This is a genomic window from Gluconacetobacter aggeris, from assembly GCF_014174395.1.
Taxonomy (GTDB): domain Bacteria; phylum Pseudomonadota; class Alphaproteobacteria; order Acetobacterales; family Acetobacteraceae; genus Gluconacetobacter; species Gluconacetobacter aggeris.
The window spans coordinates 91,397-115,102 of sequence record NZ_JABEQD010000011.1 but is presented as its reverse complement, the minus strand read 5'-3'; the positions used below and the strand labels follow the sequence as shown (position 1 = coordinate 115,102).

Below are 23,706 nucleotides of genomic sequence, written 5' to 3'. Positions count from 1 at the left end.
CCCTATTCGACGACGATCCGGGCGCCGGTCATTCCGTCGCCCAAAAGCTGGTCCAGCGCCCGATCCGCCCCGGCGACATTCATGAAGGGCCCGACATGGACCCTCCAGGCCGCCCGGCCATGATCCTGCACCGGTATCACCCGGCCACCGGTCCGCGCGGCGGCCACCTGGGCATAGCGCAGGGTGGAGAACGTTCCCGCATCCACCCACAACATTCCGCCCTGGACATATCCCTGCCGCACCTCAGGCGGCAGGTCGCGCATCAGCGCCGAAACATCGGCCGCCCCGACCGTGCCGGTCGGGGCCGAAACGATCGTCCCGCCGGTGCCCGGACGATCCAGCGATTCCGCGCGGATCTGGTGGACCGGCGCTGCCGCGACATCCAGATGCTGGCCGCCCGGCAGGGCCTCGGCCAGTTGCTCGTTCTCGGCCTCATGCCCGATGATCTCGACCCGCACCGGATTGGCGCCGATCCCCAGCAGGGCAGCCACGCGGGGCGTCAGGCCGATCAGCCGTCCGCGCGCTTCCGGCCCCCGATCGTTCAGGCGGATGCTCAGCTCCCGCCCATTCTCCAGATTGCGCACAGTCACGATCGCCGGCAGTTGCAGGGTGGCATGGCGGCCGGTCAGCGATTGCGGATCGTAATGCTCGCCGTCCGTGGTGACATAGGGCGTCTGGTCGGGGTCGGCGACTGCCAGCCCGGTCTGCCGATAGCCGAAATCCTCGCGCGGATACTGCCACACCCCGTCCATCTGGTAGGGCGCACCGACGACGTAATGCGGGTCGGCTGGCGGCAATGGCGGTTCGGCCCGATGACAGCCCGCCAGCCCGAGCACGGCCAGCATCACCGGAAAGGCACGGCGCGTCACGTGACGTCGCGGCCCAGCAGGCCAACGGCCAGCGCGTAGAAATCCGATGGGTTGTAGCGGCGGATCACCGAAAAATTGCGATAGACCATAAAGGCCTCGCCCCCCGGCCCATCCGGGCGGATCACCGCCCCGCGAATATCGCTGCGCGAAAACGCGCGTCCATCCGCCCTGCGCACGCCCTGCGCCATCCATTCTTCCAGGGTGCGCACATTGCCGCGCCCCAGTTCGGCCTGCGCCACCGTCGCGGGCACCGTGATCTCCTGCCCCCAGGGCTCGCCCGCCACCCAGCCGCAACGGGCCAGGTAATTGGCGATCGACGCCATCACGTCCGGCTCGCTGTTCCAGATGTCGCGGCGGCCGGTGCCGGTGAAATCGACCGCGTAACGCAGATAGGCACTGGGCATGAACTGGGGCTGCCCCATCGCGCCGGCATAGCTGCCCAGCATCGAATCGGGTTCGACATCCCCATGGTCCAGAATGCGCAGCGCATTCATCAGCTCCGACCGAAAGAACGACGCCCGCCGCCCGTCATAGGCCAGCGTGGCCAGCGCGTCCGCGACATGGAACGTCCCCATCCGCGTGCCGTAAGCCGATTCCAGCCCCCAGATCCCCACCAGCGGCTGGCGATCGACGCTGTACCGCCCGCTGACCTCCGTCAGCAGCGCGGTGCGCGCGCCCGCCGCCGCACGCCCGTCTGCAATCTTCTTCGGCGTCAGCACCTTCTGGCGATACTGGGCCCAGGTCAGGGTGAATTCAGGCTGGTGGCGGTCCAGCTCCAGGACTCGCGCATTGGGCGCCTGCAAGGCCAGGGCCCGATCGATGATCGTGGCCGACAATCCATGCCCCACCGCCTCGGCCCGCACGCCGGCCAGAAACGCGGCATAAGATTGCTCCGCCGCGCGCGCCGTGGGCACGCCGGCGAAGAAAGCGGCCGAGGCCGACAGCAGGAAATCACGGCGTCCGATCATGAGGAAAGCTGTGCCACAATCCGCCGGGGGCTTTCAATCCTCGCCGCTGGCGGCAGGCGATTTGGCGGTGGTGGCGAAGCATGCCACAAGGTCCCCAATCCGGGCGCCGCCCCGGCTGGCCCGTCCGGCGGCCGCGCGGAACGGATTCCATGGGCAAGAGGTTCACGACGTGAGGATTCCGACCCGCTTCTTTCTGCCGTTCCGGGATTGAACGGCGGCGCCACGGTCATGTTTCCCTCACTCTCCGCCCTGTTCGCCAAAGCCGGTGCCGCGCCCGCAATCCAGGCGCTGGTCATCATCATCGGCACGTTCATCCTCGAAGACGCCGCGACCATCCTGACCGCCATGGAGGTCCAGACCGGCCAGGTCGCGCTGCCCGTTGCCTTACTCGCGCTTTATGTCGGGATCGTGGCCGGCGACCTGGGCCTGTACGGCTTGGGCAGGCTTGCGGCCCTGTGGCCGGCGGCCCGGCGGTGGGTCAAGGTCCCCCAGGATGAGAATGGCGGAAACTGGTTCGGCCGGAACGTGTTCCGCATCGTGTTCATCAGCCGCTTCATCCCTGGCGCCCGACTGCCGCTCTATACGGCGTGCGGGTTCTTCGGCGCATCGGTGCGTCGCTTCGCCCTTGCGGCCATCCTGGCAACCCTGATCTGGACAACACTGCTCTTCGCGGTGTCGCTACAGGTCGGCCATTTCCTGATCACGCATCTGGGTGCATGGAAATGGGCCGGAATGGGAGGATTCGCCCTGACCATCCTTCTCGTCGGCCGGATCGTGGCCAATGTGCGGAGTCCGTCCCGATGACCCATGCCCCCACCGCCGCCGCGCCCCGGGCCGGCGCCTCCCGGCCGCCCTCCCCGCTGTCGATGTTCGAATTCTGGCCGGGCTGGGCCTTCTACACCCCCATCGTCCTCTACTGGATCCTGATGGGGCTGCGGCATGGCGACCTCAGCCTGCCCACCGCCGCCAATCCACGGATCGAAACCGGCGGGCTGTGCGGCGAAAGCAAGACCGACATCCTGGACATGGCCGGCGACGTCGCGCGCCAGTGGATCGCGCCCTACACCACCGTCACCACCGGCTCGACCGACGACGAGGCCGCGGCGACCGCGGCCCTGACACGGGCCGGGCTGACGCTGCCGGTGGTCCTGAAGCCGGATATCGGATGCAACGGCACGGGCGTGAAGCTGGTCACGACTCCCCAAGAACTGGCCACGGCCCTGGCCCTGTTCCCCGCCGGAATCCGGCTGGTGATGCAGCGCCTGATCCCCTACGAGCACGAGGCCGGGATCTTCTACATCCGCCATCCGGACGAAGAGCGGGGCCGGATCACCTCGGTGACCTACAAGGAAGCACCGGTTCTGGTCGGGGATGGCCGCTCGACCGTCCGCCAGTTGATCGACGCCGATGCCCGCACCCACCTGGTCCCGCATCTCTACCTGCCCCGGCTCGGTACGCGGGTGCATGACATCCTGCCGGCGGGCGAGACGATGCGCCTGGTCTTCGCCGGCAATCATTGCAAGGGGTCGATCTTCCGCAACGGCGCCGACGACGTCACCCCGGCCCTGACGGAACAGATCGACCGGATCATGCACGACATACCGGATTTCCATTTCGGGCGAATCGACCTGAAATTCGAATCGGTAGCCGCACTCCGACTCGGTCGTGGGTTCGAGATCATCGAAATCAACGGCGTGGGGTCCGAGGCGACCCATATCTGGGATTCGCGCACCACATTGCGCGAGGCCTATGCCGCGCAGTTCATGCATTACCGCGAAACGTTTCGCATCGGCGCAAAGAAGAAGAAGGCCGGCTGGCGGTCAGCCGGGGCCTTCACGATGCTGCGTTACTGGCGTCGCCAGAAGAAACTCCTGGCCTCCTATCCGCTTAATGACTGAGAGCCGGTTCAGCAGCGCCGCACCGGGCAATCCGGCAGGCGCTACGGCGTCGAATCGGAGGACAGGCCGCCATTCCCGAAGATGTAATTACTGACCTGCTGCTCCAGGCTGACAGCTTCCTGCGCGTTGGTAATCACCGCCCCCGGAGCCAGCCGGTCCTTCGCCATGCCGGGCTGGATCATCAGCGAATCGTCGCTGGTCATGGTCGCGCTGCCGATCATCACCCCGCTGTCGGCCGGCAGGGACAGCGCCCGATCCACCGTAAAGCGCACATTCGCCACCGCCATCACGGGGTCCAGGACGATGTCGGTCACACGTCCCACGGGCACGCCGGCCAACTGGACATCCGCCCCCACATGCAGCCCATTGGCCGAAATGAACCGCGCCGTCAGCGGATAGCGTTCATGGCTCAGGTCGGTCTGCGAGGCCCGGGCGTAGACGTAGAATACCACCGCCACCAGCAGGACCAGGCTGCTGAAGACGATCGCGCTTCCTTTTTCCCGCACCAAATGCCCCTCTCCTCTTCCCGTCGGCCCACAATTCGCCACACTGTCCGGCAAGTGCTTGCCGAACTGATGAAAAATGGGCACCACGCCAGTTTAAATCGCCATGGACAGCCGGACAATGACAGTTTTCCAAGCCATCATGATCGCGATCCTCCAGGGGGCGACCGAACTCTTTCCGGTCAGCAGCCTGGGCCACGCCGTCATTGTCCCCGCCCTGCTCGGCTGGGTGTTCGACCCGCAGGGGGAAATCTTCCTCCCCTTCCTGGTCATGCTGCATCTGGGGACGGCCGTCGCGCTGCTGTATTTCTTCCGTAGCGACTGGATGGCCATCTTCCAGGGCATCACCGGCCGCTACGGCAGCCAGCGACAGGCCGAGAGCATCCACATCCTCGCCCTTCTGGTCGTGGCGACCATTCCCGCCGTCATCATCGGCGGGCTGCTGGAACATTGGCTGCGCGCATTGTTCGGCAGCGCCCGCTATGCCGCCATCTTCCTCGTCCTCAACGGCTTCCTGCTGCTGATCGCGGATCGGCTGCGCGGCAGCCAAGCCGTCCAGCTCGGGCGCCCCATCGCCTCGCTCACCTATGCCGACGCCCTGATCATCGGCCTGTGGCAGTGCCTCGCCTTCTTCCCCGGCATCTCCCGCTCGGGGGCCACCATGGTCGGCGGCCTGTTCCGCAGGCTCAACCATGAAGGCGCGGCGCATTTCTCATTCCTGATGGCCCAGCCGGTCATCATCGGCGCCGCGGTGCGCGAGGCCGCGCACATGCGCCACGTCACCCTCGCGCCCGGACAGATGCAGTTGGCCACGGTGGCCGCGGTGGTGGCAGCCGTAACCGCCCTGGCCAGCACCGCCTTCCTGATGCGCTATTTCCGCCAGCACGAGCAGTGGGCGCTGCGCCCGTTCGGCTATTACTGCATCATTGCCGGTGCCGTCGCCTATTTCGTCCTCGGCCATTAAGAGGCCGTTTGCACGGCCTCATAGCATTCCGGATATCATGACACGCTCTCTTCGCCCCCTTCTGGCGATCACCGCCCTGCTCGCCCTCGCCGCACCCGCCGCCGCACCGGCCGCAACCGCCAATCTGGCCGTCGAACAGGTCTCGCGCATGGATACGCCGTGGTGGCACCAGCGCTTCGCGGAAAAGCAGGCGGCAATCGCCAGCGGCCGTTACGATCTGGTATGGCTGGGGGATTCCATCACCCAGAACTGGGAGCGCAACGGGCCGGAACCCTGGCGCGATTTCGCACCGGTCTGGCAGCATTATTACGGCGACCGGCACGCCATCAATCTGGGTTTCAAGGGCGACAGCACCTGCCATGTCCTGTGGCGGCTGGCCCATGGCGAGCTGGATTTCCGCACCCGTCCGCGCCTGTTCGTGGTCATGATCGGTGCCAATAATTTCGGCCATGTCCATACCGACGCGGCCCATACCTATCCCGGCATCACCCGCATCGCCGATGCAATCCATGCCCGCTTCCCGACCACGCAGGTCCTGCTGCTGGAGGTCCTGCCTTCGATCCGCTCGGCCTGGGTCAGCGCGAACACCCGGCAGTTGAACAGCATGCTGGCGGCGGATATCCGCCGGGGCCGTCCGTGGCTGCACCTGCAGGATGCCGGAGCGGCCGTGGAAGCAAACGGCGCGCCCGACCCGTCACGCTTCCTGGACCCGCACCTGACCCCGCCCGACCCGCCGCTCCACCCGACGGCGGCTGCACAGCAGGAGATCGCACGGATCATCGAGCCGAGCGTGGCCACGATCCTGGGTGACCATCGCCACTAAGCGGGCCTGGCCACGCGCGCCGGCGACGATCCTGCGCGTGTTGCCTGCCATCTTGCGCGGAAACAGCTTTTGCAACGATACAGGCTTTCCCCGATCTGATATTGTGAATTTTATGTCTCTCCCTCCAGCGTCTACCAGCCGCCTGCGGCTTCGCAAAACCATCCAGCAAATCGAATCCGAGAGCCAGAACCACGGGTTACGGCGCACCCTTGGTCCCATCCAGCTCATGATGCTGGGTATCGGGTCGACCATCGGCGCCGGAATTTACGTCATGACGGGCACCGCCGCCGCCAATTACGCGGGCCCGGCCATCCTGCTCTCGTTCCTCGTCGCCGGCCTGGCCTGCCTGTTCACCGCGCTGTCGTATGGCGAACTGGCCTCCACGATGCCGGTCTCCGGTTCGGCCTACAGCTATGCCTATGTCTCGATGGGCGAGGGTGCGGCCTGGGCGGTCGGCTGGCTGCTGCTGCTGGAATATGGCGTGTCCTGCGCCGGCGTGGCGGCAGGCTTTTCCGGATACGCCACCAGCCTGCTCCACGATCTGGGCGTCCATGTACCCGCGTTCCTGAGCACCACCCTGGTCCAGACCTTGCCCACGGCCCACGGCGCCAGCCTGCTGGTGGCCCCCAGGCTCGATCTGGTGGGCGCCCTGTCGGTGGTCGTGGTCACGGGGCTGCTGGTTCTCGGCATCGAGGAATCGGCACGGATCAACACGCTGATCGTATTCGTGAAGGTCGGCGTGCTGATGCTCTTCCTGGTCTTCGGCATCCGCTACGTCCATCCCCATAACCTGCTGCCCTTCATTCCGCCCAGCGAAGGCGGGTTTCATTTCGGGGTGCCCGGCATCTTTCGCGCCGCCTCGGTGATCTTCTTCGCCTATGTGGGGTTCGAGACCGTGTCGACCGCCTCGGCCGAAGCCCGCAACCCGAAGCGGGACGTGCCGCTGGGCATCATCGGTTCGCTGGTGTTCTGCACGCTGGTCTATATGTGCGTCGCAACGGTGCTGATCGGGGTCGTTCCCTTCCGCCAGCTGGGCGTGGCCGACCCGCTGGCCATCGCCGTCGACGCGATCGGCCAGCCCTGGCTGGCACTGATGATCAAGGTCGGCGCCGTGGTCGGCCTCTGCTCGGTGATCCTGGGCCTGCTCTATGGCCAGACCCGCGTCTTCTTCACCATCGCCCGCGACGGGCTGCTGCCGCCGATCTTCTGCCGCCTGCATCCGAACTTCCGCACGCCGTGGGTCGGGACCATGGTGCTGGGCGCGATCGTGGCGATCGCCACGGCAACCCTGCCGATCGACATCATCAGCGACCTGGTCAGCCTGGGCACCGCCGCCGCCTTCGGCATCGTCTGCTTCACGGTCATCTGGCAGCGCAACGCACGGCCCGATCTTCCGCGCCCCTTCAGCGTGCCGCTCGGGGGCATCCGGGTCGGCGGCGTGTGGATCGGCGTGGCGCCGGCGCTGGGCATCCTGTTCTGCCTGATCATGGCCGGCCCGCTATTCGTGGACATGGTCCGCGCATTGTTCAACGGCAACCCGCTGCCGATGATCCTGCTGGGCACCTATGTGATACTGGGCATCCTCAGCTACACGCTCTACGGCCACTCCCACTCGCGCCTGGGCCGGGAAGACAGCACGGCAATCGTTTAAAAGCCTGAATAGCGCATGGATTGGCGCTTACGGGCCGGAGGGGCCGGTATAGGCTCCCGGCGGGGGCCGATCGATCAGGGGCGCCACCATCAGGGCCTCCTGCCCCGCCAGGGACGAGACATGGGCCAGCCGCTCGCGCGGCAGGGCCTCGGGGCACTCGTCCCGCAGAAAGACGATGATCTTTTCCCGGATCTCGCACCGCAGATCCCAGCTCACCATCGCCGAGCGCGCGCTGGCGATGATCCGCACGGTCATGACCTGGGCGCTGCAATCGGCCACCTGAACATCGAACACCTTGCCGTCCCACAGCGGGCTGGCATGCACGATCTCACGCAGGCGCACGCGGATACGGTCCATGGGCGCATGGAAATCGACATACAGGAACACCACCCCGATCAATGCCGCCGAATTATGGGTCCAGTTCTGGAACGGATTTTCCAGGAACCAGGAAATCGGCACGATATGCCGCCGCCAGTCCCAGACCCGCAGCACGACATAGGTGGCGGTGATTTCCTCCACCCACGCCCAGTCGCCATTGATGATGATCAGATCTTCCATGCGAATCGGCTGCGTCATGGCGATCTGCATGCCCGCGATCAGGTTGGTCAGCAGCGGACGGGCCGCCAGGCCGACCACCACGGAGGCCGCGCCCGCCGACGCAAACAGGCTCAACCCATATTCCCGCACCGATTCGAACGTCATCAGCGCCGATCCGATCGTCAGCAGCCCCACCAGGATATCCGCCATGCGCCGCAGCACGCGGACCTGGGTCATGTGCGTGCGCAGCAGGATATCGTCGCGGTCGTCCTTGCCGGTGATCCGCGCCAGATAGGCATCGGACAGGATGCGCATGGCCACGATCGCGGCATAGCCCACCATCAGCACGAACAGCACCAGCAGCCCATGGCCGGTCCATTGCATCGTACGATAGGAAAAACCCGAAGCCGGCAGCGCGGTCCCAACGAAGATAATCGCCAGCATCACCCGCGCCGGGCGCTGCATCGCCGTCGTGAACGACCGGACGAACGCGCCCCTCTTCTGCCCCGGAATGCGCAGCACCAGCTTGGTCATGATCCGGCTGCAGATCTCGGCCATCAGCACCGCCGCGCACAGCATCAGCACCGAGGCCACGGTGGCGGGAAGCCAGTCGAAGGACTCGCGAATCTGGGTCAGGAGGTCGATGAAGGTGCTTTTCACGAATCCGGGTTCACTCTTTCCGTAGGGGCAATGCGGAATGCCGACGGCATGAATGGCGTCATATCAATGGGGACGAGGCGCTTCTTTAACCATGATGGGAGCCTTCACTTCAAACACGATCCGTGGGTTGACTTTACCCGGACGGGGGGATATTTCCCACGTCACCGACACGATGGCGGCGTAGCTCAGCGGTAGAGCAGGGGAATCATAATCCCTTGGTCGGCGGTTCAAATCCGTCCGCCGCTACCATCGGTCGGTCTTTCCACCTTCTATAGACGATCCGGCAGGCCCGCACAGAGCAGGCCCTGAGCCGTCGTCGTGAGTTCGTCCCGCTCAGGATGGCGGGACGCTTGCCCGGGTGGCGGCGACGTCCTTGGCCGTCACATGGCCGACCCGGTTCCCGAAATGACCGATGGCATAGTTCGCAATGTCGGCCAGATCCTGGTTGCGATATTCGGGCCCGAACGCCGGCATGATCATCGCCCCATGCGCGCTTTGCAGCGTCACGCCCTCCACCATGGTCCGGACCAGATTCCGCCCGTCGATCTCACCCAGGCTGCGCGCGCCCCACAAGGCCGCAAAATCGACCTGCCGCCCATACCCATCCGTCAGATGGCATCCGGCGCACGCACCGGCGAACAGCCGCCCGCCATTGCTGTGATTCGGGCCCGCCTGGGCAAGGGTCTCCGGTGACACGACACCAACGGTTTCGTCCGAGCGCCGCGCGGGCAGGCTGCGCAGATAGGTCACCATCGCCGCGATATCCTCCCGCGTCAGATAACGCAGACTGTGGCTGACCACCTCCGCCATCGGCCCTACGGCCGTACCACGCCCGTCGGCATGCCCGGTGGAGAGGTAGGCCGCCAGTTGCGGGTCGCTCCACGCGCCAATGCCGCTATCGACATCCGACGAGATATTATAGGCCAGCCAGCCATCGATCGGCGCCCCGGCATAGGATTTCGTCACCGACAGCGCCTGGAGCATGTTGCGGGGCGAATGGCATTCGCCGCAATGGCCCGCGGCATCGACCAGATAGCGCCCCCGGTTCCACGCCGCCGAACGCCCCGGATCGTCCGCCAGAGGCCCCGACGGGCGATAAAGCAGGTTCCATCCGATCATCGCGAGCCGGATATTATAGGGAAAGCGCACCTGATTGGCCGGTGCCGGCGCATGGACCGGCCGCAGGGTCATCAGATAGGCGCGAATGGCGCGAACATCCCCCTCCGTCATCCTGGCATAGGACGCATAGGGCATGACGGGATAGAGATGCCGCCATCCGGGCGCCACGCCGCGACGAACGGCCGCATCGAACTGCGCATCGGTATAGCGCCCGATCCCGGTTTCATGATCCGGGGTGATATTGGGCGCGTAGATGGTGCCGATCCCCGGCAGATCGAACGCGCGCCCCCCGGCGAAGGGGATGCCACCCGGCTTCGTGTGGCAGACCTCGCAATCCGCCGCCTGTTCCAGATAGGCGCCGCGCCGCGCCAGATCGGCATCCTGTGCCCGCGCGGCAACGCAGGTCAGCACCATCCCGGCCAGAACGGCCATGCCGGCGGCCCGGCGCCCGAGGCGCATCATGATCGGGCGGCTCATGCCTGCGCCCCCGTCAGAGGCAACCGGCGATAGCGCCGGCCCGTGGCGGCGGCCATCGCATTGGCCGCGGCGGCAGCGGCGGCGGCCGTCCCGGTTTCGCCGATGCCGCCCGGGTCCTCGGTGCTGTCGATCAGATGCACTTCGATGGCCGGGGATTCGTTCATGCGCAGGACCCTGTAGGTATTGAAATTCTTTTCCTGCACCCGCCCCTTCTCCAGCGTAACCTCGTTGAACAGGGCGGCGCTCAGGCCGAAGATCAGTCCCCCCTCGATCTGCGACACGACCTGGTCGGGATTGACCACCCGTCCGCAATCCACGGCGACGACGGCACGGCGGACGCGCACGGTGCCCATCTGGGAGACCTCGACTTCCATCACGGTGGCAAGGTACGAGCCGAAGACATATTGCAGCGCCACGCCGCGCCCGACGCCCTCCGGCAGCTTGCTGCCCCATTCCGCCTTCTCGGCCGCCAGGTCCAGCACCGCACGAGCGCGGGAATGGTCGCCCGTCATGCGGCGGCGGAACTCCACCGGATCGACCTTCGCGCTGGCCGCCAGTTCGTCGATAAAGCTCTCAATGACGAAGACGCCGCGCGTCCCCCCCACCCCGCGCCACCAGGCGGTCACGACCCCCGGCGCCTCGCGCCGCGCATAATCCAGGAACCTCGCGGGGATCGCATAAGGCGTCTCGACCGTCGCGGCCAGCAGGTCGTCATCGACACCATTCGGCAGCAGCGCCTCGGGCGCCCAGCGCGCAACCACCGCCGGCCCGACGATGCGGTGCGACAACCCGACCAGCTTGCCATGCGCGTCCAGCCCGCCCACCAGATGGTCGACATAGGCCGGACGGTACCGGTCGAGCGCCAGGTCTTCCTCGCGGCTCCAGACGATCTTGAGCGGGTACGCCACCTGGCGGGCAAACTGCACCGCCTGCGTGACATATTCATGCTCCAGCCGCCGTCCGAAGCCGCCGCCGATATACTGGTTATGCAGAAAGACCTTGTCCTTCGGCAGGCCCGTTATCTCGGCCGCCGCATCGCGGGCCCGCATCGGCACCTGGGTGCCCACCCATATATCGCATCGCTCGGGCGTCACATGCACGGTGCAGTTGATCGGCTCCATCGGCGCATGCGCCAGCAGCGGCTGCTGATAGACCGCCTCCACCCGCGTCGCCGCCCCGGCAATGGCCCCCTTGGCGTCGCCCTTGGTGTGGGCGACGATGGCCGGCCCCTGCAGGGCCTCATGCAGTCCGCGATAGACCGTCTCAGTGGAGACGGTGGAATTGACGCCCTCGTCCCAGGTGATCGCCAGGGCTTCCAACCCCTTGCGCGCGGCCCAGAAATGGTCGCCCACCACGCAGACCGCGTTGCCGATCGTCAGCACGTCCCGCACGCCGGGAATCTTCCGCGCGGCACTGTCATCGACATGCAGCAGCACGCCGCCCATCACCGGGCAGGCCGCGACGGTACCGACCTTCATGTCCGGTTGCCGGATGTCGATGCCGAAGGTCGCCGTGCCTGCGACCTTGGCCGGCCCGTCCAGCCGATGCTGGGCATGGCCGATCAGGCGGAAGGTCGACGGATCGCGCAACGCGACCGGGCCGGCCGGAACCGGCAGGGCAGCGGCCTCGATCGCCAGTTCTCCATAGCTCAGGGTGCGCCCGGAGGGCCCGTGGCGCACCATCCCGGCCTCGGTCTGGCACGATGCCGCATCGACCATCCAGCGGTTGGCCGCCGCGCGGACCAGCAGGGTGCGGGCCACGGCGCCGGCCTCGCGCAGGCTGGTCCAGGTCGCGATCGTCGAGGTCGATCCGCCGGTGGCCTCCGTTCCCAGCGCCTTGGTGATATAGGCATCGTCCGGCGGCGCCGCCTCGATCTGGATCTGGTCCAGCCCCACGTCCAGTTCCTCGGCGATCAGCATCGCCTCACCCGTATAGATCCCCTGCCCCATTTCGACATTCGGCAGGATCAGCGTGATGCTGCCATCCGGCGCGACCCGCACGAAGGCGTTGGGGGCGAACGGACCCGTCTGGTCCTCGACGATCCGCGTCGCGGCCCGCGATCGCTCCAGCGGCACCATCGCCGCCATCAGCAGGCCGCCCGCCCCGAGCAGGGCGCGGCGGCGCGAAATCGCAATCGTTCCGACAGGCATCAGACCGCTCCGGCCACGTTACGGATAGCCGCGCGGATCCGGCGATAGGTGCCGCAACGACAGATATTGCCCGACATCGCCTGGTCGATTTCGTCATCCGAAGGATGCAGGTTGCCCTTCAACAGCGCGATGGCGGCCATGATCTGGCCGGGCTGGCAATAGCCGCACTGCACCACATCGATATCCAGCCAGGCCTTCGTGACCTCCGTCGCCACCTCGTCCTCGGCCAGTCCCTCGATCGTCGTGACCGGCCGGTCGCCCACCAGAGAGGCCGGCAGCGAACAGGCCCGCACGGCCTTGCCATCGACATGGACGGTGCAGGCCCCGCATTCGCCGATACCGCAGCCGAATTTCGTGCCCGGCAGCCCCAGGACATCCCGCAGGACCCACAGCAGCGGCATGTCATCGGGAACATCCACCTGATGCGCTGCGCCGTTTACCTGCAATGTCAGCATACAAACCCTCCGGACCAGACAAACCGGGTCGCGGGCAGGCAGTCCACCGCCAGCCCGCAGTACCGATATCAGAACAGTATCGAACCGACCATGCCCCGCCGCCAGCCCCTTCGTTCAGGATGGGGGCACCGGCCGGTGCTCCTGCTCCTCGGTCGATACGGGAAGCGCATCCGACAGATCGGCCGTCGCCAGCGCAATCGCATCGTCGGACGGTTTCAGAACCGCGCTTTCGCCCGGCAACAGCGTCACCCCGGACCGTTCCGATGTGTGCCGCGCCCGGGTCAGCTCATCGAGATTGGCCAGGATTTCCGGATAATCCGCCACCAGCCGGCGGAAACGCCGCGGGCTCATGCTCAGGAACTGGCCGAACTGCAATGACCGCGTGACCGCCCGCGCCGGCATGCGCGACAGGGCCTCCTCCGCACCGATCACGTCACCGGAACCGAACCGGACGTCATGTTCGGGGTAATGGGTCTCCGCCAGACCCGCGCTGATGAAATAGACGGCCCGGACCCGATGCCCGCGCCGGTACAGCCGCTCGCCCGGCGAGGTGAAATGGATCGACAATTGCGGGGCGAGCGTATGCAGAACCTCGTCCGACAGGCCTCGGAAGACCGGTAGCGCACGCATCCGCGCCTCGATCCCGGCCTTGATATTGAATGTCAGGGGGGCGCCCAGATGCCCGCGCCGCCGTTCGACATCGCGATGAAGCTCCCGATGCAGTTCGTCGCTGATCAGCGATTCCGACAGCAGGGAATCATATTCCTCGCCTTCCAGCCGCAGCGAGACCTGTTGCAGCAGGCGCATTTCCAGCGCCTCCGAATAGCCCTGGTAATGCAGCCGCAGCGTCTGCAGCGCCTCGTTCAGCAGCTTGCGCTGCCGTTCCAGCACCTCGCCGACGATCTCGCCGATGCGACTGCCCAGCGTCGGCTCCATGCGGGTGCGCATGAAGCGGATCAGCGACAGCGAGACGAAATAGCTGATCATCAGCATCTCGAACCGCTCGCTCATGCAGGACATCAGCGGCTGGTCGAAATGAAAGCGATGATGGATCGCCTGCGCAATCCGGAACCGCAGAGACGGGCGCAGGCGCCGGCGCAGGGCGCGCACATAGCCGAATCGACCTTCCAGCCGGGCACCGTCGACCATCGCCTCGGCCGAGCGCAGCAGCGTCTCCATCACCGGCCGCGACAGGCCCTGGATGCGGAACAGGTCCAGCAGGATCGAGCGTTCGCGGTTCGCGATCACGATCAGCGCAAGCGTCACCCGCTGCCGGTCGCCCAGCGCGGTATCGAAGGTATTAGCCTGCTCCTCTTCCTCCACCTGCCGGCCAAGCTGGCTGATGACGGTGTCCGACACGGCGCGGGAGAAGCCGAGTTCCTCGGCCACTTCGCTGGTGCGATCGCGCACCTCGCCCAGCCCGATGCCCAGCACCTGGTGCCGCAGGGCCTGATCGATCGGCGAAAGCTGGTCGAGCTTCAGGAACAGCACCAGATAACGCAGCGTGGTGCCGTTGACGAACAGCGTGATCAGCACGAACCCGGTGGCGATGATGCCGATGAAATGCGCCACCGGGGTCGTAACATGATGGTTCTCGGTCACCGCCAGCGCCAGCGCCAGCGTGATCGCCCCCCGCAGTCCGCCCCAGACCATCGTCACCTTGAAGGGCGTGGGCACTGGCGGCGACAGGCGCGTGGCCGCCAGCAGCGGCAGCAGGCCGAACACCACCGCGCCGCGCGCCAGCAACCCCGCCCCCGTCGCCAGCAGGATCAGCACGCAATCCCAGCGCGTCATGCCCACCAGCAGCCGCGGCACCAGCATCGACGCCAGCACGAACACCAGCGACCCGGCCCAGAACACCAGTTGCTGCCACAATTCGTTGAGAAAGCGCCATGTCTGGGGCCGGAAAGTCGACGGCCCGTAGACCGACATGGTCAGCCCCGCCGACGCGGCGGCAACCACGCCCGAGAAGCCCAGGAATTCGTCACACAGGATATAGACGATATAAGGCAGGGCCACGGTCAGCGTGATCTCGGCCGCCGGCGCCGCGCCGATGGTGGTGATCATCAGCAGCGTCAGCCGTCCGAACAGTACCCCCATGACGATGGCACCAGTGAACGAGACCAGGAACTCCAGCAGCGCGCTGCCCGGCGCAATGCGGTGATGCGATGTCACCGCCGCCAGCAGCAGCGAGAAGATCGAGATCGCCGCCGCGTCGTTCAGCAGCGCCTCGCCCTCGACCAGCCGGGTCAGCCGGCTGCTGGCCCCGATATCGCGGAAGATTCCCGCCACCGCCGACGGATCGGTGGTCGCCACGATCGCCCCCAGCAGCAGGCAGACTGACAACGGCAGGCCGGCGAAGGGAAACAGGGCAAGCCCGATGGTCGCGGTCGAGACCACCACCGCAACCACCGCCAGCAGCAGCACGGTCGCCGTCTCATGGGCCAGGCGGCGGACATCGATGGCCAGCGCCCCCTGGAACACCAGCGCCGGCAGGAAGATCAGCAGAAAGGCTTCGCTGTTCAGCGGAAAGTCCAGCAGGGTCTCGGCGGCGCCGTTGAACAGGTCGGTATAGGACGAGCGCAGCACAAGGTCGGCACTGCCGCCCAGCACGATGCCCGCCAGCGCCAGCAGCACCGTCTCCGAGATCTCCAGACGTCGGGCGACCGGCTGCACCGCGCTGACGACCACCAGAAGTGCGGCGATCGCCAGAAGAACCGCTGCCAGACCTGTCACCGCCATCCGTCAACACCTCTCTGTCATCCCACGCCGGCCATCATGGCATGAGAGTATGACCTTCCGATGGCCGTGGCCCCGCGACGCGGCAACTCTCCCCCGCCCGTGCCACTGCCCCGAAAAAGCATACCGGCTGCCTAGCGGCAACGGCTCCGGCTGGTCACGTTATGCTGCCGTTCTGAAACACGGCACCATCCGCGGTGGCCGCCAGCCATGCCCGGACCTGGCCTTCCGGGTCCGGCTGGCCGATGAAGTCGGACACGGCGGAAACGCAGTCCGCCCCTGCCGCGATACAGGACGCGGCGCGCCCCAGCGTGATCCCGCCGATGGCCACCAGGGGCACCGACCCGACCAGCCGCTTCCATTCGCTCAGCCGCTCGACGCCCTGCGGCCCCCAGGGCATCTGCTTCAGCTTCGTCGGCCAGACCGGGCCAAGGGCGACATAATCAGGGCCGACCGACAGGGCCCGGTCGAGTTCGCCCGTGGAATGGGTGCTGACCCCCAGCCGCAGTCCCCCCGCCCGGATAGCGGGCAGATCGGCCTCGTCCAGATCCTCCTGGCCCAGATGGATGAAATCGATCCCCTCATCCAGTGCCAGTTGCCAGTAATCGTTCAGCACCAGGCACACGCCATGGCGCGCGGCACATGCTCGGGCCGTGCGGATTTCGGCCAGCAGCTCAGCGCCCTCCAGATCCTTGATCCGCAGTTGGATCAGCCGTGCCCCGGCCCCACCCAGCCGATCGACCCATTCCGCCCGGTCGACGACCGGATAGATCCGCGATGGCAGGCTCATGCCAGCACCGCCCGGCCGAGGACGGGGGTGGATGGCACGGCCATGTCGCGCTGTTCCATCGGGTCGGCGGCGCGGGCGATCAGCCCGGCCTCGACCGCCAGGCGAAACGCCATCGCCATCCGGGCCGGATCGCCCGCCTGCGCCACGGCGGTATTGATCAGCACCGCGTCATAGCCCAGTTCCATCGCCTGCGCCGCGTGGGACGGCAGGCCGATCCCCGCATCCACCACCAGCGGCACATCGGGGAAATGCGCCCGCAATGCCCGCAGGCCGAACACATTGTTCAACCCCTTGCCGGACCCGATCGGCGCCCCCCAGGGCATCAGCACCTGGCAGCCCGCCCGCATCAGCCGCTCGGCGCCGACCAGATCCTCGGTCATGTAGGGAAAGACCTTGAACCCGTCCTCGCTCAGGATTCGGGCCGCCTCGACCAGCGCGAACATGTCGGGCTGCAGCGTGTCCGATTCCCCGATGACCTCCAGCTTGATCCAGTCGGTCTCGAAGACCTCGCGCGCCATGTGGGCGGTCGTCACGGCCTCCTTCACCGTATGGCAACCGGCCGTATTGGGCAGCACGGGCACGCCGAGGTCACGAATCAGCGACCAGAAGGCCTGTCCGGCGCGACTACCGATCGACTCGCGCCGCAGCGACACCGTTACCACCCCCGCCTGGGCGGCCCGCACGGAATCGGCCAGGATTTCGGGCGACGGATACTGGGCGGTGCCCAGCATCAGCCGGGATGACAGTTCGGCACCATAGAACAGCATGGGTCTATCCCCCCTGCATCGGCGCCAGGATCTCGACCCGCGCGCCCTCGTCCAGCGTCAATGAACCGCGCCGCGCTGCCGGCACGAACGCACCATTCACCGCCGTCGCCACCCTGGCGTCGCCATAGCCCAGCTCGTCCAGCAGGCCGGCCAGGGTCGCCGTCGCGATATCGCGCGGCTCCTCGTTCACCAGTATCCTCATGTCATTCCTCCCTGCCCCCGCATAACGCACATCGCTCCGTCCGGAACGTCAGGCGGCAGAGGCACCGAACACGATGTCGCCCACCCGCCGCGCCCGCGAGGGCGACAGCAGGAAACCATGGCGATACATGCCGTTCACATAGACCGTGCGCCCCTCGACGGTCACGGCCGGCACATTGTCCGGATAGGCGGGCCGCACGCCAACCCCGGTCTCGACGATTTCGGCTTCGCCGAAGGCCGGATGCAGCACATAGGCTGCAGTCAGCAGTTCCACCATCGAGCGCAGGGTCATGCTGGCGAAACTTTCGCTCTCGACCATCGTCGCCCCCACCATGAACAGATGGTCCGCCCGTGGCACGATGTAAACCGGAATACGCGGATGCAGCATGCGAACGGGGCGATGCAGCGTCACCTCATGGCAGCGCAGCAGCACCATTTCGCCCCGCACGCCCCGCAATCCGGTCAACCGCTTTTCGGCGGCGATCCCGGTGCAATCCACCACCCAGTCGGGCCGCGCCCCATGCCACGGATCACCGGCCATGCGATCGGCCGGCGCGTTGAGCTGAACCGTGCCCCCCAGCGCGATCAACCGCTCGCGCAACGCCGCCAGGGCCTTACGGGGGTCGAGATGCCCCTCCTCGGGAAAGAACAGCCCCTTGTCGAACCGGCCGGCCAGATCAGGTTCCAGTTCGGCAATACGATCGCCATCCACCAGGTCGAAATGGCTGGTCCGCCGGGAAAATCTCGTAATATCAGCAACGTCGCGCGGCGGGGCCAGGACCAGCGTGCCATTGCGCGCCACGTCCGGCACATGAGCCGCCCACCAATCGACCGATTCGATCGAATCGCGCGTCACCTCAGGCGGCGCGGATTCGGCCTCGCACCACGGCGCAAGCATGCCGCCCGCCATCCACGACGCCCCGGCCCCCTCGCGCGTGCCGACCTCCAGCAGCACCACGTCGGCGCCGCGCTCGGCCAGCGTCACCGCGCTGGTCAGGCCCGCAACGCCGGCCCCCCGTACCAGAACCCGCGGCCGCACACCGGTTGCCACCTTCGTCATGGACATCGCTCCCTTCCCACCGCCGGGCAGGCCCGGCGTATAGCCGGCGAGAGGATGTTGCCTCCAGCGACCGAAGACAACACCCTGCAGGGATGGGCCAGAGCCGCTCCCCCTCGGGGCAATCGACTATTCGACGGTGACCGACTTGGCCAGGTTGCGCGGCTGGTCCACATCCGTCCCTTTCAGCAGGGCCACTTCATAGGCCAGCATCTGCACCGGAATCGTCTGCAGCACCGGGGCGGTGAATTCGCTCACCGTCGGCAGCGCAACCACGATTTCGGCCAGATCGCGCAGCCGCGGCGCCCCCTGCGTATCGGTGAAGACCAGCAGACGGCCACCCCGCGCACGGGCTTCCTGCAGGTTGGAGAGCGTCTTTTCGAACAGCCGGCCCGAGGGCAGCGTGGCCACGATCGGCACCGTGCTGTCGATCAGCGAGATGGGGCCATGCTTCATCTCGCCCGCCGCATAGGCCTCGGCATGGATATACGAGACCTCCTTCAGCTTCAGCGCCCCTTCCATGGCCACCGGAAAGGCCGACCCACGCCCCAGATACAGCACGTCGCGGGCCTCGGCGACGACCGCCGCCATCGCACGGATGGCGGGCGCCTGGTCGAACACCTCGTTCGCACGGCTGGGCAGGTCCAGCAGTTCGGCCACCAGTTCCTGCTCCTGCGTCAGCGACAGCGTGCCGCGTGCCCGCCCGATCGCGATCGTCAGGCACGCCAGCACCGAAAGCTGCGCGGTGAAGGCCTTGGTGCTGGCCACGGAGATTTCAGGCCCGGCGACGGTGCCCAGCACGACATCGCTCTCGCGCGCCATCGTGCTCTGTTCCACATTCAGGACCGACAGGATATGCTGCCCGCGTGCCCGCATGCCGCGCAGCGCGGCCAGCGTATCCGCCGTCTCGCCCGACTGCGAGATCAGCAGGCCAAGCCCGCCCGGCGTCAGCGGCGGATCGCGATAGCGCAGCTCACTGGCCACATCGATATCGACCGGCAGGCCCGCCACCGCCTCCAGCCAGTAACGGCCGATCAACCCGGCATAGAAGGCCGAGCCGCAGGCCGTCACCGCCGCACGGGGCAGCGACGCCAGGTCGAACGGCAGGTCCGGCAGCACGACCCGCCGCGTCGCCGGGTCAATCAGCCGCTGCAGGGTCTGCCCGATCACCACCGGGTGCTCGTGCAGTTCCTTGTCCATGTAGTGGCGATAACCATCCTTGCCGACCGAACCGGCGATCAGCGCGGTGGTGCGCACCGCGCGTTCCACCCGCTCGCCCGAGGCGTCGAAGAATTCCGCGCCCTCCGGCGTCACCATCACCCAGTCGCCATCGTCCAGATAGGCGATGCGGCGCGTCAGCGGCGCAAGGGCCAGGCTGTCGGAGCCGAGGAACATCTCGTTCTCGCCATAACCCACCACCAGCGGCGCCCCATGTCGCGCGCCGATCAGCAGGTCGTCATGCCCGGCGAAGATCATCGCCAGCGCATAGGCCCCCTCCAGCCGGCGCAGCGTGGCGAACGCCGCCTCGCGCGGCGACAGGCCGCGCGCCAGATGGAAATCGACCAGTTGCGCTACGGTCTCGCTGTCGGTCTCGGTCACGAAGACGTAGCCCGCCTGCTCCAGCTCCCGCCGCAACGCCTCGAAATTCTCGATGATGCCGTTATGCACCACCGACACGCGGGGTGTGCCGTGCGGATGGGCATTGTTCTCGGTCGGGGCGCCGTGGGTGGCCCAGCGCGTGTGGCCGATCCCCGTCACCCCGGCCAGCGGCGCGCGCGCCAGCACGGAGGCCAGATTGTCCAGCTTGCCGGCTGCCCGGCGCCGTTCGATCCGCCCATCCACCAGCGTCGCGATTCCGGCGGAATCATATCCGCGATATTCCAGCCGCCTCAGGGCGTCGAAGATGATCGGTGTAGCGTCCCTGCCGCCGACGACGCCGACTATGCCACACATCACCCCTGCTCCTTCTTCCTGCGCAGGGCGTCGCGCAGCGCCGCCCCCCGTCCGTCCTTGTTTTCCTGCCGCGCGCGCCCGAATGCCATCGCGCCGGCCTCCACATTCTCGGTAATAACGCTGCCCGCCGCGATCAGTGCCCCATCGCCGATCGCCACCGGCGCAACCAGGATCGCGTCCGACCCGATGAAGCAATCCGCGCCGATCTCGGTACGATGCTTGAACACACCGTCGTAATTGCAGGTGATCGTTCCGGCCCCGACATTGGTGCCGGCGCCGATCGCCGCATCACCCAGATACGCCAGATGGTTGGCCTTCGCCCCGGCACCCAGGGTCGTGCCCTTCAGCTCGACGAAATTGCCCACATGGGCCGCCGCCCCGACATCGCTGCCCGGCCGCAGCCGCGCATAGGGCCCGATCAGCGCCCCCGGCCCGACCACGCAGCCTTCCAGATGGCTGAAGGCACGGATCTCCGCCCCGCGACGCACGCGCACCCCTGGCCCGAACACCACATGGGGCTGAACCAGCACATCGGGCTCGAAAACGGTATCGGCCGAGAGGAAGACTGTCTCCGGCGCCACCAGCGTCACGCCCGCATCCATCGCCGCCGCGCGCAGCCGCTTCTGGACGCAGGCCTCGGCCTCGGCCAGCTCGGCGCGGGAATTGATGCCGCGCAGCTCGTCCTCAGGGGCTTCCACCGCGCGGACCTGCTGCCCTTCGGCCACGGCCAGGGCCACCACGTCGCCCAGATAATATTCGCCCTGCGCATTGTCGTTGCGCACCATGGACAGCCAGCGCCGGAAGCTGCCGGCCTCGGCGCACAGCACGCCGGCATTGCACAGGTCGATCGCCCGTTCCTGCTCGCTCGCGTCCGCCCATTCCACGATCCGCCGCACCAGCCCGTCCTCGCTGACGATGCGGCCATAACGGCCCGGGTCACGGGGCCGCATCGCCATCAGCGCCAGCCCGACGCCGGGGGTTGCCCGGCAGGCCACCAGGTTGCGCATGCTCTCGGGCGTGATCAGCGGATTGTCGCCATACAGCACCGCGACATCGCCGTCGCCGAACAGATCGGCCGCCTGGGCCGCGGCATGGGCGGTGCCCAGCCGGTCGGCCTGCACGACGACCTGATACGGCGCGGCAAGGGCCGCGACCTGCTCCATGCCCGGACCGGCGACGACGACGATCCGGTCGAACACCATGGCGGCGTGATCCAGCAGGTAACGCAGCATCGGCCGGCCGGCGAGCGGGTGCATCACCTTCGGCTGGTCGGATTTCATGCGCGTCCCCATCCCCGCCGCCAGGATGACGGCCGTGGCGGGACGACGGGCGGCAGGGTCCGCTGGCGTCGCGGACAGAGACTGGGCATTCATGTCATGCGGGTAGCGGGCGAGCATCGGCCCTGTCAAATAGAGGGGTGATCGCAGGCCATCACTTAGGTTTACGAATTACTGCATCCAGGCCGACAGGACCGCTTCCAGGAGAAGCCCATGCCATCAGACACCCTCCCCCGCCTCGCCGTTTTCGACATGGACGGCACGCTGCTGGACAGCCTGCCGGACCTCGCCGCCAGCGCCGACCGGCTGCTGAAAGGCTACGGCCTGCCCGGCATCGCGCCGGAACTGGTGCGCGCCATGGTGGGCGACGGTGTGGCCGCGCTGGTGCGCCGCCTGCTGGCCCATGCCGGCCCCGAGGCATCCGCGATCGACACGCATCAGGCCGTGGAGCGCTACATGGCCGATTACACGCCCCGCTCCACCGAGCAGTCCCGCCTTTTCCCCGGCACGGATTACGCGCTGAACACGCTGCGGGCGCAGGGCTGGCGGCTGGCGATCTGCACCAACAAGCCGGTCGCCGCCGCCACCCGCATCATCGACGCGCTGGGGCTGGCGGGCATCTTCGATACGATCGGCGGCGGCGACAGTTTCCCCGCCCGCAAGCCCAACCCCATCCACCTGCTCGGCACCATTCAGCAGGCGCATGGAACGCCCATACGCGCCGTCATGGTCGGCGATCATCACAATGATATCGCGGCCGCCGAAGGAGCCGGCGTCCGCGCGATCTTCGCCCGCTGGGGCTATGGCCGCCCGGACATGGAAGCCGGCGCGACGGCGGGAGGCGATTCGATCGCCGAAATCCCGCATCTGGCCGACCAGTTAATCCCCGCCTGAGAACCTGTCCGTAAATGCGCGCTGGCGGCAAGCCAGCGCGCGCGTCCGGTCAGGTTCCGGAGTGCAGCCTAGCCCTACGCGGCATTCGGCAGCAGCAGCACCGTCAGGTGCCCGAGCTTCGGATGGTCGAAGGCGATGCGCACGATCGTCAGCCCGTCACCCGGCACGTCCTGAAACCAGACCGAACCGCTAATCGGCTTGCGTGCCGCCGAATCCGGCCCATCGGTCTTGCGGAACCCGGCGATCTGCACGTCGCTGAAATCACAGCGCAACGCCGCCCCCCGATAGGGCTGACGGGAATCGCTCGCCATGTCCTGCATGCCGACCGTGTGCGCATCCATCCGCAGCAGGCGCGCCCCGTCGAACACGGTGGCCGATCCGTCACATTGATGATGGCTCCGCACCGTCTGCTGCAACCGCATCAGCGCGCTGAGCGAATCCATCGCCGGCGCCAGATCGGCAGCGGGAATCGGGTCACGACTGGGCTCCGGTGGAGTCTGGAGGGCGATGTGCGTTTGCCCGCCACTGTAATCGAGCACCACATGCCGGTCCGCCCCGCGCGAATAACCCGCGCTGTCATAGGTCAGCGGCCGCACCCCATCGGGCAGGAACTGCCCCGTCGCCTGGGAGGTGATGTTCATGCGCACCAGCAGCCCCAGCAGGCCCCCGCTGCGGATCGTCGACCGCACGGCATAACCGTTCGGCGTCACCGCATAGCGCGCGGCAATCGTCAGCGCGCGGAACCCGTGATTATAGACGCCATAAACATGCACGATCTGCGCGGGATCGTTCGCCGCCCGCGCCACGGGCGCCCACACGCCAAGCATGGCCGCCAGCACCAGCGCGGAAAATCCCAATGCCGGGAATCGGCGTGACAGACGCATCACTGCTCTCCACGAAACGGGGAAAAGGGAAGCCGGCCGATGGGGCGGAGCCTGGCTGAACGCGGGCTGG

21 protein-coding genes and 1 tRNA gene are annotated in these 23,706 nt (G+C 67.1%); 7 read left to right on the top strand and 15 right to left on the bottom strand.

Features of this window, described 5'->3' with window-relative positions; translation table 11 throughout:
• Nucleotides 1-2: 2 nt before the first annotated feature.
• Complete coding sequence (locus HLH36_RS14800; RefSeq protein ID WP_338030467.1) at nucleotides 3-869, bottom strand: RlpA-like double-psi beta-barrel domain-containing protein; 867 nt, start codon at nucleotides 867-869, stop codon at nucleotides 3-5.
• A complete protein-coding gene (locus tag HLH36_RS14795; protein ID WP_182987104.1) occupies nucleotides 866-1,837 on the bottom strand; it encodes a lytic murein transglycosylase in 972 nt (323 codons plus the stop codon). Before HLH36_RS14795 ends, HLH36_RS14800 begins: the two co-directional genes overlap by 4 nt.
• A gap of 228 nt (nucleotides 1,838-2,065) precedes the next feature.
• Here HLH36_RS14795 and HLH36_RS14790 point away from each other — a divergent pair, with 228 nt between their 5' ends.
• Complete coding sequence (locus HLH36_RS14790) at nucleotides 2,066-2,641, top strand: DedA family protein (protein WP_182965765.1); 576 nt, start codon at nucleotides 2,066-2,068, stop codon at nucleotides 2,639-2,641.
• Nucleotides 2,638-3,735 (top strand): D-alanine--D-alanine ligase, encoded by a 1,098-nt coding sequence (locus HLH36_RS14785; RefSeq protein ID WP_182987103.1) that lies wholly within the window; start codon nucleotides 2,638-2,640, stop codon nucleotides 3,733-3,735. Before HLH36_RS14790 ends, HLH36_RS14785 begins: the two co-directional genes overlap by 4 nt.
• A gap of 41 nt (nucleotides 3,736-3,776) precedes the next feature.
• Here HLH36_RS14785 and HLH36_RS14780 read toward each other — a convergent pair whose 3' ends face one another.
• Entirely contained in the window at nucleotides 3,777-4,244 is a 468-nt protein-coding gene (locus HLH36_RS14780) for an MlaD family protein (protein WP_182987102.1), read from the bottom strand.
• Between the two features lie 115 nt (nucleotides 4,245-4,359).
• On the opposite strand from HLH36_RS14780, the gene HLH36_RS14775 reads away from it, so the two are divergent.
• The 3 genes from HLH36_RS14775 to HLH36_RS14765 all read left to right on the top strand — a co-directional run bounded on the left by HLH36_RS14775 (nucleotide 4,360) and on the right by HLH36_RS14765 (nucleotide 7,676).
• Nucleotides 4,360-5,202 carry an undecaprenyl-diphosphate phosphatase gene (locus tag HLH36_RS14775; RefSeq protein ID WP_182987101.1) on the top strand — a complete coding sequence of 281 codons (843 nt, stop codon included), beginning with the start codon at nucleotides 4,360-4,362 and terminating at the stop codon, nucleotides 5,200-5,202.
• Between the two features lie 37 nt (nucleotides 5,203-5,239).
• Complete coding sequence (locus HLH36_RS14770; protein ID WP_182987100.1) at nucleotides 5,240-6,025, top strand: GDSL-type esterase/lipase family protein; 786 nt, start codon at nucleotides 5,240-5,242, stop codon at nucleotides 6,023-6,025.
• Nucleotides 6,026-6,137: 112 nt separating this feature from the next.
• Nucleotides 6,138-7,676: an APC family permease gene (locus HLH36_RS14765; protein WP_182987099.1), complete on the top strand. Its 1,539-nt coding sequence runs from the start codon at nucleotides 6,138-6,140 to the stop codon at nucleotides 7,674-7,676.
• A 27-nt stretch (nucleotides 7,677-7,703) separates the two neighbouring features.
• Here HLH36_RS14765 and HLH36_RS14760 read toward each other — a convergent pair whose 3' ends face one another.
• Entirely contained in the window at nucleotides 7,704-8,873 is a 1,170-nt protein-coding gene (locus HLH36_RS14760) for a mechanosensitive ion channel domain-containing protein (protein WP_182987098.1), read from the bottom strand.
• Nucleotides 8,874-9,047: 174 nt separating this feature from the next.
• Between HLH36_RS14760 and HLH36_RS14755 the strand changes: the two genes are divergently transcribed.
• Nucleotides 9,048-9,122, top strand: a tRNA-Met gene (locus tag HLH36_RS14755).
• 84 nt (nucleotides 9,123-9,206) lie between these two features.
• Here HLH36_RS14755 and HLH36_RS14750 read toward each other — a convergent pair.
• From HLH36_RS14750 to glmU, 10 genes are all read right to left on the bottom strand, one after another.
• Nucleotides 9,207-10,469, bottom strand: a complete 1,263-nt coding sequence (locus HLH36_RS14750; RefSeq protein WP_182987097.1) for a cytochrome c — start codon at nucleotides 10,467-10,469, stop codon at nucleotides 9,207-9,209.
• Nucleotides 10,466-12,619 (bottom strand): molybdopterin cofactor-binding domain-containing protein, encoded by a 2,154-nt coding sequence (locus HLH36_RS14745; protein WP_182987096.1) that lies wholly within the window; start codon nucleotides 12,617-12,619, stop codon nucleotides 10,466-10,468. Before HLH36_RS14745 ends, HLH36_RS14750 begins: the two co-directional genes overlap by 4 nt.
• The gene (locus HLH36_RS14740; RefSeq protein ID WP_182987095.1) at nucleotides 12,619-13,074 is read right to left on the bottom strand and encodes a (2Fe-2S)-binding protein; all 456 of its coding nucleotides are present in this window, start codon (nucleotides 13,072-13,074) and stop codon (nucleotides 12,619-12,621) included. Before HLH36_RS14740 ends, HLH36_RS14745 begins: the two co-directional genes overlap by 1 nt.
• Before the next feature lie 114 nt (nucleotides 13,075-13,188).
• The gene (locus HLH36_RS14735) at nucleotides 13,189-15,816 is read right to left on the bottom strand and encodes a cation:proton antiporter domain-containing protein (protein ID WP_182987094.1); all 2,628 of its coding nucleotides are present in this window, start codon (nucleotides 15,814-15,816) and stop codon (nucleotides 13,189-13,191) included.
• Nucleotides 15,817-15,970: 154 nt separating this feature from the next.
• Complete coding sequence (locus HLH36_RS14730) at nucleotides 15,971-16,603, bottom strand: thiamine phosphate synthase (protein WP_182987093.1); 633 nt, start codon at nucleotides 16,601-16,603, stop codon at nucleotides 15,971-15,973.
• Nucleotides 16,600-17,370 (bottom strand): thiazole synthase, encoded by a 771-nt coding sequence (locus tag HLH36_RS14725; RefSeq protein WP_182987092.1) that lies wholly within the window; start codon nucleotides 17,368-17,370, stop codon nucleotides 16,600-16,602. Before HLH36_RS14725 ends, HLH36_RS14730 begins: the two co-directional genes overlap by 4 nt.
• 4 nt (nucleotides 17,371-17,374) lie before the next feature.
• Entirely contained in the window at nucleotides 17,375-17,572 is a 198-nt protein-coding gene (gene thiS, locus HLH36_RS14720; protein ID WP_182987091.1) for a sulfur carrier protein ThiS, read from the bottom strand.
• 48 nt (nucleotides 17,573-17,620) lie between these two features.
• A complete protein-coding gene (locus HLH36_RS14715; RefSeq protein ID WP_408871903.1) occupies nucleotides 17,621-18,637 on the bottom strand; it encodes an FAD-dependent oxidoreductase in 1,017 nt (338 codons plus the stop codon).
• A 120-nt stretch (nucleotides 18,638-18,757) separates the two neighbouring features.
• On the bottom strand, nucleotides 18,758-20,581 hold the full coding sequence (glmS, locus tag HLH36_RS14710) for a glutamine--fructose-6-phosphate transaminase (isomerizing) (protein ID WP_182987089.1): 1,824 nt from the start codon (nucleotides 20,579-20,581) through the stop codon (nucleotides 18,758-18,760).
• Nucleotides 20,581-21,954: a bifunctional UDP-N-acetylglucosamine diphosphorylase/glucosamine-1-phosphate N-acetyltransferase GlmU gene (gene glmU / locus HLH36_RS14705; protein WP_182987145.1), complete on the bottom strand. Its 1,374-nt coding sequence runs from the start codon at nucleotides 21,952-21,954 to the stop codon at nucleotides 20,581-20,583. The genes glmS and glmU overlap by 1 nt, the downstream gene beginning before the upstream one ends.
• Nucleotides 21,955-22,071: 117 nt before the next feature.
• On the opposite strand from glmU, the gene gph reads away from it, so the two are divergent.
• Nucleotides 22,072-22,752 (top strand): phosphoglycolate phosphatase, encoded by a 681-nt coding sequence (gene gph, locus HLH36_RS14700; protein WP_182987088.1) that lies wholly within the window; start codon nucleotides 22,072-22,074, stop codon nucleotides 22,750-22,752.
• A gap of 74 nt (nucleotides 22,753-22,826) precedes the next feature.
• On the opposite strand, the gene HLH36_RS14695 is transcribed toward gph, so the two are convergent.
• Nucleotides 22,827-23,636 (bottom strand): DUF3108 domain-containing protein, encoded by an 810-nt coding sequence (locus HLH36_RS14695; RefSeq protein WP_246376888.1) that lies wholly within the window; start codon nucleotides 23,634-23,636, stop codon nucleotides 22,827-22,829.
• Nucleotides 23,637-23,706: the final 70 nt, after the last annotated feature.